The sequence below is a fragment of the Bacillus sp. PK6-026 genome, assembly GCF_054161455.1.
Genome location: NZ_CP096418.1, coordinates 3877115 through 3893560, shown reverse-complemented (window position 1 = coordinate 3893560; position 16446 = coordinate 3877115). Strand labels below are relative to the sequence as shown.

At 50.6% G+C, this 16446-nt stretch carries 10 protein-coding genes; 8 read left to right on the top strand and 2 right to left on the bottom strand.

From position 1 onward, the window contains the following. The first annotated feature begins 148 nt into the window (after positions 1-148). The 7 genes from M1D59_RS19860 to M1D59_RS19830 are packed head-to-tail and all read left to right on the top strand — an operon-like array spanning position 149 to position 13570. Positions 149-928: a 2,3-dihydro-2,3-dihydroxybenzoate dehydrogenase gene (locus M1D59_RS19860; protein WP_456283108.1), complete on the top strand. Its 780-nt coding sequence runs from the start codon at positions 149-151 to the stop codon at positions 926-928. A gap of 24 nt (positions 929-952) precedes the next feature. Then, positions 953-2143, top strand: a complete 1191-nt coding sequence (dhbC, locus tag M1D59_RS19855; RefSeq protein ID WP_023857104.1) for an isochorismate synthase DhbC — start codon at positions 953-955, stop codon at positions 2141-2143. A 14-nt stretch (positions 2144-2157) separates the two neighbouring features. Then, positions 2158-3780 carry a (2,3-dihydroxybenzoyl)adenylate synthase gene (locus M1D59_RS19850; protein ID WP_023857105.1) on the top strand — a complete coding sequence of 541 codons (1623 nt, stop codon included), beginning with the start codon at positions 2158-2160 and terminating at the stop codon, positions 3778-3780. 25 nt (positions 3781-3805) lie between these two features. Beyond that, positions 3806-4732 (top strand): isochorismatase family protein, encoded by a 927-nt coding sequence (locus tag M1D59_RS19845; protein WP_023857106.1) that lies wholly within the window; start codon positions 3806-3808, stop codon positions 4730-4732. Between the two features lie 14 nt (positions 4733-4746). After that, positions 4747-11913, top strand: coding sequence for an amino acid adenylation domain-containing protein (locus tag M1D59_RS19840; protein WP_458117634.1), 7167 nt, complete (start codon positions 4747-4749; stop codon positions 11911-11913). A 2-nt stretch (positions 11914-11915) separates the two neighbouring features. Continuing rightward, positions 11916-12140 carry an MbtH family protein gene (locus M1D59_RS19835; RefSeq protein WP_095323618.1) on the top strand — a complete coding sequence of 75 codons (225 nt, stop codon included), beginning with the start codon at positions 11916-11918 and terminating at the stop codon, positions 12138-12140. Continuing rightward, a complete protein-coding gene (locus tag M1D59_RS19830) occupies positions 12137-13570 on the top strand; it encodes an MDR family MFS transporter (RefSeq protein WP_458117633.1) in 1434 nt (477 codons plus the stop codon). Before M1D59_RS19835 ends, M1D59_RS19830 begins: the two co-directional genes overlap by 4 nt. Before the next feature lie 52 nt (positions 13571-13622). Here M1D59_RS19830 and cls read toward each other — a convergent pair whose 3' ends face one another. Further along, positions 13623-15071 carry a cardiolipin synthase gene (gene cls / locus M1D59_RS19825; RefSeq protein ID WP_458118060.1) on the bottom strand — a complete coding sequence of 483 codons (1449 nt, stop codon included), beginning with the start codon at positions 15069-15071 and terminating at the stop codon, positions 13623-13625. A 247-nt stretch (positions 15072-15318) separates the two neighbouring features. Here cls and M1D59_RS19820 point away from each other — a divergent pair, with 247 nt between their 5' ends. After that, on the top strand, positions 15319-15762 hold the full coding sequence (locus M1D59_RS19820) for a YwnF family protein (protein ID WP_023857111.1): 444 nt from the start codon (positions 15319-15321) through the stop codon (positions 15760-15762). A 50-nt stretch (positions 15763-15812) separates the two neighbouring features. Here the strand turns inward: M1D59_RS19820 and M1D59_RS19815 are convergent, their stop codons facing one another. Then, positions 15813-16310 (bottom strand): GNAT family N-acetyltransferase, encoded by a 498-nt coding sequence (locus M1D59_RS19815; protein WP_023857112.1) that lies wholly within the window; start codon positions 16308-16310, stop codon positions 15813-15815. Positions 16311-16446 lie beyond the last annotated feature (136 nt).

Here is a 16446-nt window from a genome sequence, read left to right as displayed (position 1 = left end):
ATACGGATAAACAATCGAAAACGATTTGACCGTTTGCATTTATTGGTATATTATATTTTTGAACGATAATGATTATCATTATCAATTAAGAATTTAGCTTTGGCAGTGACTCTTTGAGACTTGGGAGCTGCCGTTTTTAAGAAAGGAAATGATAAGAGTGAAAGGCAAGGTTGCTTTGGTGACTGGGGCTTCGCAAGGAATCGGCAAAGAAGTGGCTCTGTCGCTTGCTGAACGCGGGGTGTTTGTTGCCGCAGCTGATCGAAATCGAAAAGGGCTGCTTGAACTTGAAGCCGAACTTGAACGAAAAGATCTGCAGGGTTCCGGTTTTGCCGCGGATGTGGGCGACAGTGCCGCCGTCGATCAGCTTGTGGCCCATGTTGAACGCGAGATCGGTCCGATAGACATGCTTGTCAATGTAGCCGGCGTGCTCAGAACGGGTCTGATCCATTCATTGAGTGATGAAGATTGGGAGAAGACGTTCAGCGTCAACTCTACCGGGGTTTTTAACGTATCGCGTGCCGTCGCCCGCCGGATGATTCCGCGCAGAACTGGAGCGATCGTGATTGTCGGATCAAATGCGGCGGCAGTGCCGCGTATGCATATGGCCGCCTATGCGGCCTCTAAGGCGGCCGCTTTAATGTTTACGAAATGTCTCGGCCTTGAACTTGCCGAGTACAATATCCGCTGCAATATCGTATCGCCCGGATCAACCGATACGCCGATGCAGCGGTCGCTATGGCAAGGTGAGGAAGCTGCGCAAGGCGTAATTGAAGGATCACTTGAAACATTCAAAACGGGAATTCCGCTCGGAAAATTGGCTTCGCCGGCTGATATTGCAGATGCTGTAGTATTTTTGCTGTCTGACGGGGCTCGTCATATTACGATGCACGATTTGCGCGTCGATGGCGGAGCAACGCTTGGAGCCTGATTCAATCTAAAGGAGGTTTTAATGATGATAGAACGTCATGTCGTGTCAGAAGCGCTTGCCGATCAGCTGTTGAAGGAATATCAGGCCGGAGCTTCATTCTTTTTCTCTTCCCCTGAGCGGACCATTCTGGCGGAAGGTGTTTTGGCTTCTGTTTCTCAAACGGAAGAGCAAAGCCTTGCTCAGCGGGCTGCGGAAGTTCTGAAAAAAGCGAGGGAGAACGGGCAGAAAAATCCGATGGTGGTCGGAGCTGTACCGTTTGACGATACAAAGCCGGCGCAGTTAACCGTGCCGGTCGAAGCGTGGCAGGCGGGGCCGCTGACATGTGAAGAAGACGGTAAAGAGGAGCCTGAACCTGCCCTGTACCCCTATGATATCGAGCAGATTCCAAGCCCGGAAGCGTATATGACCGGGGTCAGACGAGGGTTGGCAGGTATAGCAGCAGGAGAATACAGTAAGATCGTCCTTTCCCGGTCTTTGCAGCTGACCTCGCCGATCAAAGTCGATATCGGTCAATTGCTGCGAAATCTTGCCCGCCGCAATACAAGCGGGTACAACTTTGCCGTTGACTTAACCGGGCAATCGCCGGAAGCGCCTCGTACCACTTTGATAGGCGCAAGTCCTGAGCTGCTTGTATCACGGTCCGGGTTCCGCGTTACGGCAAATCCTTTAGCAGGTTCAAGACCTCGAAGCGATGATCCTGAAGAAGATCGAAGAAGGGCGGCTGAACTGCTTGCTTCTCCTAAAGACCGTCACGAACATGCGGTCGTAGTCGAAGCGGTTGCTTCCGGGCTCAAGCCGTTTTGCCGAAAGCTGGAGGTGCCGGAACCATCGCTGATCAGCACGCCGACGATGTGGCATCTTTCAACTGAATTGAAGGGAGAGCTTACAGATCTTTCTGTATCTTCATTAGAGCTCGCCGCCGCTCTTCATCCGACGCCCGCTGTTTGCGGCACGCCGACGAATGCGGCGAAAGAAGCGATTAAACAGATTGAGCCGTTTGACCGCGGATTTTTCACAGGTATGGTCGGCTGGTGTGACGCGGACGGTGACGGTGAATGGGTCGTAACGATTCGCTGTGCTGAGGCGGAGGAACACGCGCTGCGGCTGTACGCAGGCGCCGGAATTGTCGCCGGATCGAAGCCTGAAGAAGAACTTGCAGAAACGTCTGCAAAGTTTCGGACGATGCTTCTTGCGATGGGAATGAACAGTGAATAACGGAGGGATAAAGGATGTTGAAAGGGTGCCCAACATGGCCGAAGGAGTTTGCGGATAAATATCGGAAGGAGGGATGCTGGCGAGGCGAAACATTTGGGGGAATGCTGAGGGAACGGGTCGAAAAACATGGCAGCCGCATTGCCCTTACATACGGAGATACCCATTTAAGCTATCAAGAGTTAGACAAGAGAGCCGACTCTTTGGCCGGCGGTCTTTTAAAGCTTGGGATCAAAAAAAATGACCGCGTCGTTGTCCAGCTACCGAATGTCATCGAGTTTTTTGAAGTTTGCTTTGCACTCTTCCGAATCGGAGCTCTGCCTGTCTTTGCGCTTCCATCGCACAGACATAGCGAGATCACGTATTTTTGCGAGTTTTCTGAAGCTGCTGCTTATGTGATTCCCGATCATCACGCAAGGTTTGACTACCGCAAGCTGGCGAGACAGGTAAAGGGAAAGCTGCGGGGGCTTCGTCATGTCATTGTCGCCGGCGAATCGGAGGAGTTTGAAGCGCTGTCGGGCCTTTATGATCAGCCTGCACCTCCGCAGAACGTCCATTCAGAAGATGTCGCTTTTCTTCAGTTGTCAGGGGGAAGCACAGGTCTTTCTAAGCTGATCCCGAGGACGCATGATGATTATATATACAGCTTGAGGGTCAGCGCAGAGATTTGCAGGCTTGATCACAACAGCGTGTATCTTGCCGCTCTTCCAATCGCTCACAATTATCCGCTCAGTTCGCCGGGAGTGCTCGGTACACTCTATGCGGGAGGCCGAGTCGTTCTTGCGTCAGGAGGCAGCCCGGATGAAACCTTTCCTCTGATCGAAAAGGAGAGGGTAACGATCACAGGTCTCGTACCGCCGCTTGCGCTAATCTGGCTTGACGCTGCTCCGGCGCGCCGGGACGACTTGTCAAGTCTCCAGGTCCTTCAAGTCGGCGGAGCGAAATTCAGTGCCGAAGCCGCCAGACGCGTCACATCGGTGTTTGGCTGCAAACTGCAGCAGGTTTATGGCATGGCAGAAGGTCTGGTCAACTATACCAGACTTGATGATCCTGAAGACACGATCGTTCACACACAAGGCAGACCGATGTCTCCGTTTGACGAAATTAAAATTGTGGATAAAGAAGGACGCGAACTTGGACCCGGACAGACCGGGGAGCTTCTGACAAGAGGTCCTTATACGATCCGCGGCTATTACAAAGCTGAGGAACATAATGCCAAAGCGTTCACAGAAGACGGGTTTTACCGTACGGGCGACTTGGTCAAAGTCAATTCATCAGGCTATTTGATTGTTGAAGGACGAGCCAAAGACCAGATCAACAGAGGCGGGGAGAAGGTTGCCGCGGAAGAAGTGGAAAACCACCTGCTCGCACATCCCGCCGTACTCGATGCGGCGGTTGTCTCGATGCCGGATCAATTTCTCGGTGAAAGAACGTGTGCGTATGTTATTCCACGCGGCGCTGCACCTGCTCAGGCTGAATTGCAATCGTTTTTGAGAGAAAGGGGCCTTGCAGCCTACAAAATACCTGACCGGGTGGAAATGGTTGAAGCATTCCCGCAGACAGGCGTAGGAAAAGTCAGCAAAAAAGAACTGCGTACAGCGATTGCTGAAAAAATGTCTGCAGCTAAGAATATCACGTGATAAAAAAATGAGAGGATGTGATTTGATGGCCATTCCTGCCATCTTACCGTACCAAATGCCAGAAGCATCAAATATGCCGAAAAACAAGGTGTCATGGACTCCTCATCCGAAGCGTGCTGCACTTCTCATCCATGATATGCAGCAATATTTTCTCAACGCTTACCGTTGCGGCGAGTCTCCGGTAACAGATCTGCTGGCTAATATTAAGAAGCTTCGGAAGCGATGTGCCGAGCTTGGCATTCCGGTTATTTTCACGGCTCAGCCAGGCGCTCAGACACCGGAAGAACGGGGGCTTCTCCAAGATTTTTGGGGACCCGGAATCGGTCCTGATCCCGATGAGCAGAAGATCGTAGATGAGCTGAAACCGAATAAAGGCGACATCGTTCTGACCAAGTGGAGGTACAATGCGTTCAGAAAAACCAACCTTTTAGGTGTGCTGGAGGAGCAAGGTCGGGATCAGCTCATCATCACCGGCATCTATGCCCATATCGGCTGCTTGATGACGGCATGTGATGCGTTTATGCAAGATATTGAAACGTTTTTTGTCGCCGATGCGGTGGCGGATTTCTCATTAAAGCATCATGAAATGGCTATCACATACGCAGCTGACCGCTGCAGCGTCACAATCACTGCGGAACAGCTTTTGAGCCAGCTGAAAGATGACGCAAGCCATGAACACGCAAAAGAAAGCTCTCATGCACTGACAAAACAGATCATTCGCGAACAGGTCGCATCGCTTCTTCTTGAATCACCGGAAAAGATAAGCGACAGCGAAAATTTGATTTACAGGGGACTTGATTCCGTGAGAATCATGAGTCTCGCGGAGCGCTGGCGCCGAGCGGGGCGGGAGGTGTCATTTGTGGAGCTTGCGGAGGACCCTTCGATTGAAAACTGGTGGAGACTGTTGTCCTCCTCTAAAGAAGCACCCTTGCCGAATGCAGACTATCAATGAAGGAGGTCGCCTTAATGCTTGAATGTCAACATAACCGAAAGCCATTATCAGGAGCGCAAGCCGGCATTTGGTTTGCTCAGCAGCTTGATCCGGAAAATCCGATCTACAATACAGCTGAATACGTTGAAATTAAAGGCCCGCTTGATCAGGAGCTTTTCGAGAAAGCGCTGCGCCATGTCATGAAAGAAGCTGAATCATTCCATGCCAGATTTGGAGAAGATCAAGACGGACCGTGGCAAGTGATCGTTCCGTCGGCAGATTTTCCAATTCATTATGTTGATGTCAGCTCAGAAACCGATCCGGAACAGGCGGCGAAAAGCTGGATGAAGGATGACCTTGCCCGTCCGGTTGATCTGACTCGCGGTCCGCTTTTTACAGAAGCGCTTTTCAAAACGGCGCCGGATCATTACTTCTGGTATCAGCGAACTCACCATATCGCAACGGACGGGTTCAGCTTTACATTGATCGCCGAGCGGCTGTCAAAAATATATACCGCATTGATGCAGAACAAATCGATCGATCAGAGCGGAGCCTTTGGCTCCCTCGATTTGATTCTCGCGGAGGAAACGGCTTACCACGCATCAGAGAAGTATCAGGAAGATCGGCAATTTTGGCTTGAGCGATTCAGCGATGAACCGGAGGTAGTCAGTCTTGCCGAAAGGGCGCCGCGCACCTCTTCAAGCTTTCTTCGCAGGTCTGACTATCTGCCGAGTGAACATGCTGAGCGTCTTCTGTCTGCCGCAAGCAGAATGGGGGCAACTTGGCACGAAACCGTGATGGCAGCAGCTGCAATATATGTTCATCGGCTGACGGGGGCAAATGACGTCGTTCTCGGGATGCCGATGATGTGCCGCCTTGGGTCAGCCGCTCTCCATATTCCGGGTATGGTCATGAATCTCCTTCCGCTTCGGATTGGCATGCAGCCGGACATGAGCGTAGGAGAGCTGGTCAAGCAAATCTCAGCAGAGATGATGAAGCTGAGGCGTCATCAGCATTACCGCCACGAAGAACTGCGCCGGGAACTCAAGCTGCTTGGCGAAAATCAGCGGCTGTTCGGTCCGCAGCTTAATTTGATGCCTTTTGAGCAACGCTTGAATTTTGCCGGCTGTCAAGGCATCGTGCATAATCTTGCCACAGGACCTGTGGACGATCTGTCAATCAACATTTACGGCCGCCCGGACGGAGGCGGGTTGAAAATAAACATGGATGCAAACCCCGCTGTTTATCATGCGGATGAACTTGAACATCATATTCATCGTTTTCTTACTCTTCTGAAAACGATTGCCGATTGCGAGCAAACTCAGCCGGTGGGGACGTTGGATATTCTTCTCCCGGAAGAACGCGCTCAAATTTTAATCGAATGGAATCAAACAGACCGCGGTCTTCCAAATGAGAGTCTTACGCAACGATTTGAAATGATGGCGAAGGAGTACCCTGAATCTCCGGCAGTCGTTTCCAATGATGAGGTTCTCACCTATTCCGAATTAAATAAAAGGGCAAATCAACTGGCTCATCTGCTGATCAATAAGGGGGCGAAACCCGAGACATTCGTTGCTTTGGCCCTGCCGCGCTCAGCGGAAATGATTGTCAGCATGCTCGCCGTTCTCAAGGCTGGAGCGGCTTATTTACCTATAGATCCCGATTATCCGGCTGACAGGATCGAGTATATGCTCAATGATGCACAGCCGCTGTTTGTCATCACCAGCAAAAAAGCACAAGACATGATCAGTTCGCAAACGCCGAAGTTCATCATTGATGAACAAACTGTTATGGAAAAAATCTCCGGATGTTCTGAAGGAAATCCCGGCAGACAGCATTCCGGCGCTCAGCCGGCATATATGATTTATACATCCGGATCAACCGGCAGACCTAAAGGCGTAGTTGTACAAGCTGAAAGCTTATTCAATTTTTTGCTTTCAATGCAGGATATGTTCCCGCTTAATCAAGACGACCGGCTGCTGGCCGTCACAACGATTGCATTCGACATCTCAGCACTCGAAATTTATTTGCCACTGATCAGCGGGTCGGCAGTCGTTCTTGCCGAGAAGGAGACGGTACAAGACCCCTCCGCATTGGCTAAAATGATTGAAACATACGGAATCACAATGATGCAGGCCACACCGACCCTTTGGTATGCATTGGCCTCGAGCGCTCCGGAGAAGCTTAAAGGTCTTCGTGCGCTTGTCGGAGGGGAAGCTCTGCAAGCCAGCTTGGCCCGGCAATTGCAGCAGCTTGGATGCACATTAACGAACCTTTATGGACCGACGGAAACAACGATTTGGTCTACAGCCGCCGCGCTGGGAGGCAACTGCACGAAATCTCCGGGGATCGGCCGTGCGATTTGGAATACGCAGCTGTATGTTCTAGACGCCGGATTGCAGCCCGTGCCTCCGGGAGCGGCTGGAGAACTTTATGTGGCAGGAACAGGAGTGGCGCGCGGCTACTTGAACCGTCATGCTCTCACGGCTGAACGCTTTATTGCGAATCCATACGGGCCGCCTGGATCGAGGATGTACCGGACGGGCGACCTCGTGCGCTGGCGCGAAGACGGGTCGCTTGATTATATCGGCCGTGCGGACCATCAAGTCAAAATTCGCGGATTCCGCATTGAGATGGGAGAAATAGAAGCGGTGCTTGCAAATCATCCGGTTGTTAAACAAGCTGCTGCTATTGTTCGTGAAGACCAGCCCGGTGATCCGCGTATATTTGCGTATGTCGTTCCCGCTTCGGGAGAAAGCCTTCATCCTGTCGAGCTTCGCGGCTACGTTGGTGAAACACTGCCCGACTATATGATTCCGTCTGCATTTGTCATTCTTGATGAACTGCCGCTTACGCCGAACGGAAAGCTTGACCGCAAATCCCTGCCGGCTCCGGCATTGAGTATGCATACAGGGGGACGTGAGCCAAGGACACCTCAAGAGGAAATATTGTGTGATTTATTCGCTGAAGTGCTGGGGGTGCCGCGAGTCAGTATTGATGACAGCTTTTTTGATCTCGGCGGACATTCGCTTCTGGCAGGCAGGCTTGTCGGCCGGATTCGGGAAACGCTTGGCGTCGAACTCGGAATCGGCCGTTTATTCGATGAGCCCACAGCCGCCGGGCTTGCCAAACAGCTTGATCAGGCGCAGAGCGCCCGTCCGGCATTGCGTAAAAGAGAGCGCCGGGAAGAAATTCCGCTGTCCTTCGCGCAGCGGCGCCTATGGTTTTTGCACTGTTTGGAAGGACCGAGCCCGACCTATAATATTCCGGTTGTCGTTCATTTAACCGGACGTTTGGACCAAGAGGCGCTGACAACCGCTCTGAGCGATGTGGCAGCAAGACATGAGCCGCTTCGAACAATTTTTCCGTATCAGCAGGGGACAACACACCAGCTGATATTGGAAGCGGATCAAGCGCGTCCCGAACTCGCTGTATCCCATGTCAGCGAACATGATTTGGAAAAAGTCCTGGCTGAGGCTGTTCGGCACCGTTTTCATTTAGAAAAGGAACCTCCGTTTCGCGCCCAGCTATTCGTACTCGGACCGGACAAATTTGTTCTTCTTCTGCTTTTGCACCATATGATTGGCGACGGCTGGTCTTTAACGCCGCTGACCCGCGATTTGGAAACCGCCTACAATGCGCGTCTGAATGGTGAGGCACCTGCTTGGGAGCCGCTTTCTATACAATATGCCGACTATGCCGTATGGCAGGAACATCTGCTTGGACATGAGAGCAATCCGGACAGTCTGATTGCCAAGCAGCTCGGGTATTGGTCAAAGGCATTGGAACATCTGCCTGATCAGCTGGAGCTTCCGACTGATCACCCGCGTCCGTCGGAATCAAGCTACAGAGGCGGTACGATTGATCTCAGCATTGACGAACAGCTACACGGCCGTTTGCTCGGTTTGTCCCGCAGCACCGGAGTCAGCATGTTCATGATTTTGCAGTCGGCCCTTGCCTCACTGCTGACACGGCTCGGAGCAGGCCACGACATTCCGCTCGGGAGCCCGATAGCGGGAAGAAACGATGATGCTTTAGGCGGAATTGTCGGATTGTTCGTTAATACGCTTGTGCTCCGAACAGATACATCGGGTAATCCAAGTTTTCGGGAACTTCTGAACAGAGTTAGAAAAGTAAATCTTGCAGCATATGAGCATCAGGACCTTCCGTTCGAGCGCCTTGTTGAAGTGCTCAATCCTGCCAGGTCAAGAGCGAGACATCCGCTGTTCCAAATCATGCTCGCCTATCAAAATACGCCTGAACCTGAGCTTGAACTTTCCGGCCTTAAATCAGACATTGACATTCGCAGTGTCGGCGCAGCCAAGTTTGATTTGACGATTGAGCTTCGGGAACATCGAAAAGCGGATGGAACACCCGCAGGTATCGGCGGATTTGTGGAATACAGCACAGATTTATTTGAGCGAAATACGGTTCAAACATTGGCCGAACGGCTTGTCAGACTGCTGGATTCAGCAGTATCCGACCCTGATCAGCCGATTGGAAGACTTGATATTCTCCTTCCGGCCGAACGTGAAAACATGCTGGCTGACTGGAGCAAATCGTCCAACAACATACCTTGTTCATCTTTGCCTGTTTTATTTGAAAAGCAGGCTGCGAAGGACCCGGAAGCCGTTGCGGTTATATATGAAAATGACTCGCTCACATACGGCGAGCTCAATAGACGCGCTAACCGGCTTGCCCATCTCCTGATCGCCAAAGGGGTCGGTCCCGAACAATTTGCTGCCCTGGCGCTGCCAAGATCTTTGGATATGGTTGTCGGACTGCTTGCAGTGCTGAAAGCTGGCGCGGCATATGTGCCTCTGGATCCGGACTACCCGGCAGAAAGGATAGCGTTTATGTTGAATGATGCACATCCTGCCTGCATCGTTACGAGTTCAGCGGTCGAATCATGCCTTTCTGTTCCCGCATCTGTTGAACGGATTGTCCTTGATGACCCTTGCATACAAGAGGAACTGAACGGATGCGCTTCTGCGAATCCGGTTGATGCCGACCGTATGAAGCCTTTGCTGCCTCTTCACCCGGCGTATGTCATTTACACATCCGGTTCGACCGGCAAGCCGAAAGGAGTGATCGTTCCACATCAAAATGTCGTGCGGCTGTTCGGAGCGACTGACCAATGGTTCCATTTTGGCTCTGACGATGTTTGGACGATGTTTCATTCTTACGCATTTGACTTTTCGGTATGGGAAATTTGGGGAGCGCTGCTCAATGGGGGACGGCTTGTCGTGGTGCCTCATACAATCAGCCGCTCGCCGGCCGACTTTCTCAATCTTCTCGTACGCGAGGGAGTGACTGTGCTCAATCAGACCCCTTCCGCATTTTATCAATTGATGCAGGCTGACCGGGACAATGCTGAGACAGGAAAGTGCCTTTCCTTGCGCTTTATCATTTTTGGAGGGGAAGCGCTCGAACTGAAGAGGCTTGAAGATTGGTATGAACGCCATCCGGAGCATTTCCCGCGGCTGATTAATATGTACGGAATTACAGAAACGACGGTACATGTCAGCTATATTTCCCTCGATCAGCAGACTGCAGCACTTCAAGCGAACAGCCTGATCGGTCAAGGGATTCCCGATTTAGGTGTATATGTGCTTGATGAATACCTTGAACCGGTACCCCCGGGCGTCACCGGAGAGATGTATGTGTCGGGGGGCGGCCTCGCACGGGGTTACTTGGGCAGACCCGATTTGACGGCAGACCGTTTTGTCGCTGATCCGTTTGGTCCGCCCGGAACCCGGATGTACCGAACCGGCGATCTTGCCCGCAGGCGCCAAGACGGCTCTCTTGATTATATGGGCAGGGCCGATCAGCAGATCAAGATCCGCGGCTTTAGAATCGAACTCGGCGAGATAGAAGCGGTGCTTGTCCGCCATCACAAGGTGAATCAAGCTGCTGTAGTTGTAAGGGAAGACCAGCCCGGGGACAAGCGCCTGATCGCCTATGTTGTCCCGACGTCTGAAGAAGAAACTGATCCGGCTGAACTGCGCCGGTTTGCCGCAGGCACTCTGCCGGAGTACATGGTGCCTTCTGCATTTGTAAAAATTGCAGACCTGCCATTGACTCCAAATGGCAAACTTGATCGAAAAGCGCTGCCTGAGCCTGATTTTGCCGCGGCTGTTAAAGGACGGGGGCCAAGAACACCGCAGGAAGAAATCTTATGTGATCTTTTTTCAGAAATCCTCAATGTGCCGCGGATTGGTATTGATGACGGATTCTTCGAACTTGGCGGTCATTCTCTGCTCGCCGTACAGCTGATGAGCCGCATTCGTGAAGCGCTCGGCGTCGAGCTCGGCATCGGCGACCTGCTTGAAGCACCTACTGTCAGCGGACTCGCTGAACGGCTTGAATCCGGCGGCGGGCAAAGTGCGCTGGATGTACTGCTTCCGCTGAGAACCGGAGGCAGTCAGGATCCCCTGTTTTGTGTGCACCCGGCCGGGGGCCTCAGCTGGTGTTATGCCGGTTTAATGACGGCACTCGGGAAGGAATATCCGATATACGGCCTTCAAGCTCGCGGGATCGCAAGGCAGGAAGAGCTTCCTGATACGCTCGACGACATGGCCGCGGATTATATCAGGCACATTCGTACGATTCAGCCAACAGGGCCTTATCGTCTTCTCGGCTGGTCTCTCGGAGGCAATGTTGTACATGCGATCGCAACTCAGCTGCAGGAACAAGGGGAAGACATTTCGCTTCTTGTCATGCTTGATGCATACCCGAATCACTTCCTTCCAATTAAAGATGCACCTGATGAGCAGGAAGCATTGATTGCACTCTTGGCATTGGGAGGATACGATCCGGACAGCCTTAACGGGGAACAGCTGAAACTTTCCAGTGCGATCGATATACTGCGCCGAGACGGCAGTGCGCTTGCCAGCCTGGATGAGGCTGCGATCTTGAATTTAAAGGAGACCTATGTGAATTCCGTCCGGATTTTAAGCGAATATAAGCCCCGCGTCTTTCATGGTGATATCCTGTTCTTCAAATCTACCGTGATACCGGAATGGTTTGATCCGATTGATCCGGAGTCATGGCTTCCTTATCTGAACGGAAACATTGATATTCATGATATGGATTGCCGGCATAAAGATTTGTGCCAGCCGGAGCCGCTGGCCGAAATCGGACGTCATGTTGCGGAAAAACTGGACGGCTTGAAAAAGATACGGACAAGTAGGGAGAGATAACGATGACAAATCCTTTTGAAAATGAACAGGGCACATATGTTGTTTTAATGAATGAGGAAGGCCAGTATTCACTCTGGCCCGCCTTTGTTCATATTCCGGCAGGGTGGGAGATTGTCTGCGGGGAAACGAGCCGCAGCGCCTGCATCGACTATATCAGCTCGAATTGGACCGATCTCTCGCCGAACAGCTTGAAGCCGGCTGCAGAAATTCACGGCGGTCAGCAATGAAGAGAAGGCCGTTCAATCAAAGGACGGTTGTCAGCATTGTATATGTAACGGCCATGTTTATGGCTGCAATGGATGCGAGTGTCATTAACATGGCATTGCCCGCCATCATGAACGAATTTCAAACTTTGCCGTCTGCTGCAGGCACAATTAACATCGGATACTTAGTCAGCTTGGCGGTCTTTCTTCCCGCAGCCGGCTGGTTTGGAGACCGCTTTGGGACAAAGCGTGTTTTCCTTGCCGCGCTTTCCATATTTACGGCTGCATCCGCATTATGCGGAATCGCTGACAATCTGGCGGCATTAAACGTATTTCGCGTGATCCAGGGAGCCGGCGGCGGATTGATCACACCAGTGGGAATGGCAATCTTGTTCAGGACGTTTCCTCCGCACGAACGGGCTAAAATTTCGAGAGTTCTCGTCCTTCCGATTGCGGTCGCGCCTGCGGTTGGGCCGATCATCAGCGGGTTTCTGACGGATCAGCTGTCATGGCGCTGGATTTTTTACATTAATATTCCGATCGGTATGATCATTCTGCTGTTTGGCCTGTTATATCTTCATGAACATATGGAGCCGAAAGCGGGGAGATTTGATTGGCTAGGATTTCTTTTCGCTGGGCCGGGAATGGCGTTGGCAGTTTTTGCACTCAGCCAGGGGCCTGTGCAGGGCTTCGGCTCTCCGAATGTGCTTGTTTCAGGAACCGGGGGAGTGATTCTCCTCGCCATTCTCGTTTTTGTCGAGCTGAAGGCTGAGCATCCGCTGATTGAACTGCGCTTATTGAAGGACCGGGTTTTTGGAAAGATGAGCGTCATTTCGCTTTTGACAGCAGGCGGACTCCTTGGCATGCTCTATATATTTCCGCTGTTGTGCCAGGAAGCACTCGGCTATTCTGCGACCGATACCGCTTTGATCACGTTTCCCGAAGCATTAGGCTTGATGCTGGCCTCCCAGCTGATGCCGAGGTCGTTAGATAAGCTCGGGCCGAGGCGGGTAATTTCCGTTGCGCTTTTAGGCGCCGCTGTATTGTTTGGGCTGCTGAGCCTGACCGGATACGGGTCAAATCTGTGGCTTCTCAGGCTGCTGCTGTTTTCGGCGGGCTTTTTTCTGGGGCATGCGGTTGGCGCTGCGCAGGTTGTTTGTTTTGCCAACATTTCATCCTCATCAATGGGTCGGGCAACGACGCTGTTTAATGTGCAAAACCGGCTCGGATCTGCTTTTGGAGTTGCCGTCATGTCGTGCGTCCTTGCTGTGCTCAGTCAGCCTGGCGCAGGGATAGAGCCCGATTTATCAGCTTACCGGACCGCTTTGCTCGGTGCAGCCGGCTTCCTCATGGCAGCATTTTTCATCGCACTCAAGCTCAAGGACGCTGACACTGAACGTCAAATGGACAAGCATGCTTCAGTTTCCAAGGGTGCGGCGGCTTCCGGTAAGTAAAACAAAAATCCTCCCGTTTCCGGGAGGATTTTTTTACCGCATGAATGACGCGCTATAAAATCGGCGACAGCAGGATCGAAATGGCTTCTTTGAAGCGGATCGATTTGCTTCTGTTTAAATATTCCTCATAGATCAGCTCCCTTGAGACTTGCAGATCTTTTTCAAATGATAGGACAAGGCTTCTCGAAATTTCCTCATCGTATAAAAAAGCATTCACTTCAAAATTGAGCTTGAAGCTGCGCATATCAATATTTGCCGTGCCGACCGATGAAATTTCTTCATCTACAACAATTGTTTTCGCATGGATAAATCCGTTGTCGTAAATAAATACGGAAGCGCCGGCTTTTAAAAGTTCGCCGATGTAAGAATAGGTAGCCCAGTACACAAAAGGATGGTCGGGTTTGTTAGGAATCATGATTCTCACGTCAACGCCGGACAGACAAGCAATTCTGAGGGCATCGAGCAGGCTTGCGTCCGGAATAAAATAAGGCGTCTGTATAAGAATCGACCGCTTTGCCGTTGATATCATTTTAATATAGCCGTTTTTAATCTGCTCCCATTCTGAATCGGGGCCGCTGGTGACGATTTGCATGCCGATGTTTCCGTTGGAATCGATGTCAGGAAAGTGGTTTGGCATATATGTAATATCGTGATGGTGCGAGGCCTGATTCCAATCCAGGATAAAACGCGTTTGAATCGAATGGACTGCCGTTCCTTTGATTCTGAGATGCGTGTCCCGCCAATAGCCAAAAGCCGGATTTAGACCGAGGTATTCGTCCCCGACATTAAATCCTCCGACATAGCCGATGACGCCGTCGATGATGACGAGCTTGCGGTGGTTGCGGTAATTCATGCGCAAATTGATAAATTTAAAACGCGACGGGAAAAAAACTTCGACAAATCCTCCCGCCTTTTTCAGATCTTTGAAAAAGCTTTTCCTGAGGCTTCTTGATCCCAATTCATCATACAAAACACGGACTTCAACGCCTTCTTTTGCTTTTTTGATCAGCGCGTCCCGCAGCTTTTTTCCGATCTCATCGCCTTTATAAATATAATATTGAAGATGTATATGGTCTTTGGCGTTTTCAATGTCGCGAAGCAGTCTGTCGAATTTCTGGCGTCCGTCCGTTAACAGCTCGACCGCATTGTCTTCCGTGAAAACGGCGTGGTTATTCAGAATGTGCATATAAATCAAGTCTTTGCTGTCCGCCGTCGCTTTATTGCGAAATTCAAACTCGCGGTTTTTCAGCTTGGTCAGCTGCTGTTCCAATATTTTTTCCATCCCGATCCTCTTTCGGTCTTCCCATTGAAAAAGGTGATTCCTGCTCAAATTGTGGCCGAAGAGCAAATAGAGGATAAAGCCAAGAACGGGAATAAAGAAGAGTACCAAGAGCCAGGCCCAGGAGGAGCTTGCATCCCGGCGTTCCCTAAAGATCACAACGATTGCCAATAGCGTGTTTAAAACTAATATAAAGCCGAGAAATATCGATGTGATGCTGATATTTTTAATAATATCCATATTGAACCTCACAAGACGGATTTGTTTTTATACATTCCATTTATAACAGTTACTCCCCTTTCAAGCAACTATCTCATGTTATACGGGGCGGGGGACGGAAAGTTCCTAATAAAAAGGGGAAAGGCAAAAAACTGTAAAACATGTTGGATCTAAGTTACGATATACATATAAAAAGCGTGATTTAATCAGCGAAACAACGCCTCTTTAACCAAATCGGGAGGGATTGATTATGGATATGGAACGTTTCCATCAAATGCCGGCTTTTATGAAAGAAGAAATGGATAACCTCAAGCATGTGGCGGCGCCGTTCTTAAAGAAAAGGCTGATATTTCTTTTTATCGCGATTCCGCTGCTTGTTGCTTCATTGGTTTATCTTTCTTCTTTTTGGGGGCAGGCATCCTATGGAACCGATTCAATGATAAAAATCGGCTGCGCTGCCGCAGCAGCAGCTTTCGGCATGGCACTGTTCAGAGAGTCGTCTTACCAAAAAAGAAATGTTCAGCAATCGGTGATGCAATATATATTGGAACGGATGCAAACAAGCGAAGTGCTTTCCGATGAACGGAAAAGCCGCTACGTTCAGGCGGTCAAAGAAGAGCCGTTTACTGTGATGAGAAGCTTTTTGGAATTTTTAAATGAAGAAGAGATCAGAAGGCGCAGGCTGGCTGAATGATGAAAGAAAAAAAGAGCTGCATGACAGCTCTTTTTTTCGTGCCATGATGATCAGGCTTCATTCAATTCTTTTCCTAATATTTTTAAATCGTACCGTATTCGATCCATCTCGGCGATTCCGGGAAAGTGTCCCCACTCGGTAAAGCCGTATTTTTTGAAAAGCTTGATGCTCGGTTCGTTGTGGGCGAAAATAAACGCCATTAAAGAACGGATTCCAAGCTTTGGCGCGACTTCAAGCGCTTTTTCAAGCACCGCTGAACCCGCCCCTTTGCCGCGGTGGTCTTCATGAAGGTAAATGCTGACTTCGGCGGTTTTGTTATAGGCGGGCCTACCGTAAAATGATTCGAAGCTGATCCAGCCGGCGATATCCCCTTGTTCATTTTCCACAATATAAAGAGGCCTTGCCTCGGTATGGTTCAAAAACCAGTTCAGCCTTTCTTCAGGTGTGACGGGTTCTGTATCTGCCGTAACCATTCGCGACGCAATGGTGGAGTTGTAAATATCGACTACTGCGGGAAGGTCTTCCCGATTGGCGATCCGTAGTTTCATTCTCTCTGTCCTTTCTTCATATGTTATATCTTCGGCGTTTTTTCCGTTATCATGCACATTGGTGAAATTTCAGGTTTTAGGGCGGTTTTTACATAAAAACGAAGCAGCCGGTGCAGACTAACTTGAAAAAAAGTTT

Excerpts from the sequence above, each read along its gene's own strand:
- M1D59_RS19820 (WP_023857111.1), top strand. The coding sequence starts at position 15,319 with ATGGATATGGAACGTTTCCATCAAATGCCGGCTTTTATGAAAGAAGAA.
- M1D59_RS19860 (WP_456283108.1), top strand. The coding sequence starts at position 149 with ATGATAAGAGTGAAAGGCAAGGTTGCTTTGGTGACTGGGGCTTCGCAA.
- M1D59_RS19830 (WP_458117633.1), top strand. The coding sequence starts at position 12,137 with ATGAAGAGAAGGCCGTTCAATCAAAGGACGGTTGTCAGCATTGTATAT.
- M1D59_RS19845 (WP_023857106.1), top strand. The coding sequence starts at position 3,806 with ATGGCCATTCCTGCCATCTTACCGTACCAAATGCCAGAAGCATCAAAT.
- M1D59_RS19835 (WP_095323618.1), top strand. The coding sequence starts at position 11,916 with ATGACAAATCCTTTTGAAAATGAACAGGGCACATATGTTGTTTTAATG.
- M1D59_RS19815 (WP_023857112.1), bottom strand. The coding sequence starts at position 16,310 with ATGAAACTACGGATCGCCAATCGGGAAGACCTTCCCGCAGTAGTCGAT.
- M1D59_RS19850 (WP_023857105.1), top strand. The coding sequence starts at position 2,158 with ATGTTGAAAGGGTGCCCAACATGGCCGAAGGAGTTTGCGGATAAATAT.
- M1D59_RS19840 (WP_458117634.1), top strand. The coding sequence starts at position 4,747 with ATGCTTGAATGTCAACATAACCGAAAGCCATTATCAGGAGCGCAAGCC.
- dhbC (WP_023857104.1), top strand. The coding sequence starts at position 953 with ATGATAGAACGTCATGTCGTGTCAGAAGCGCTTGCCGATCAGCTGTTG.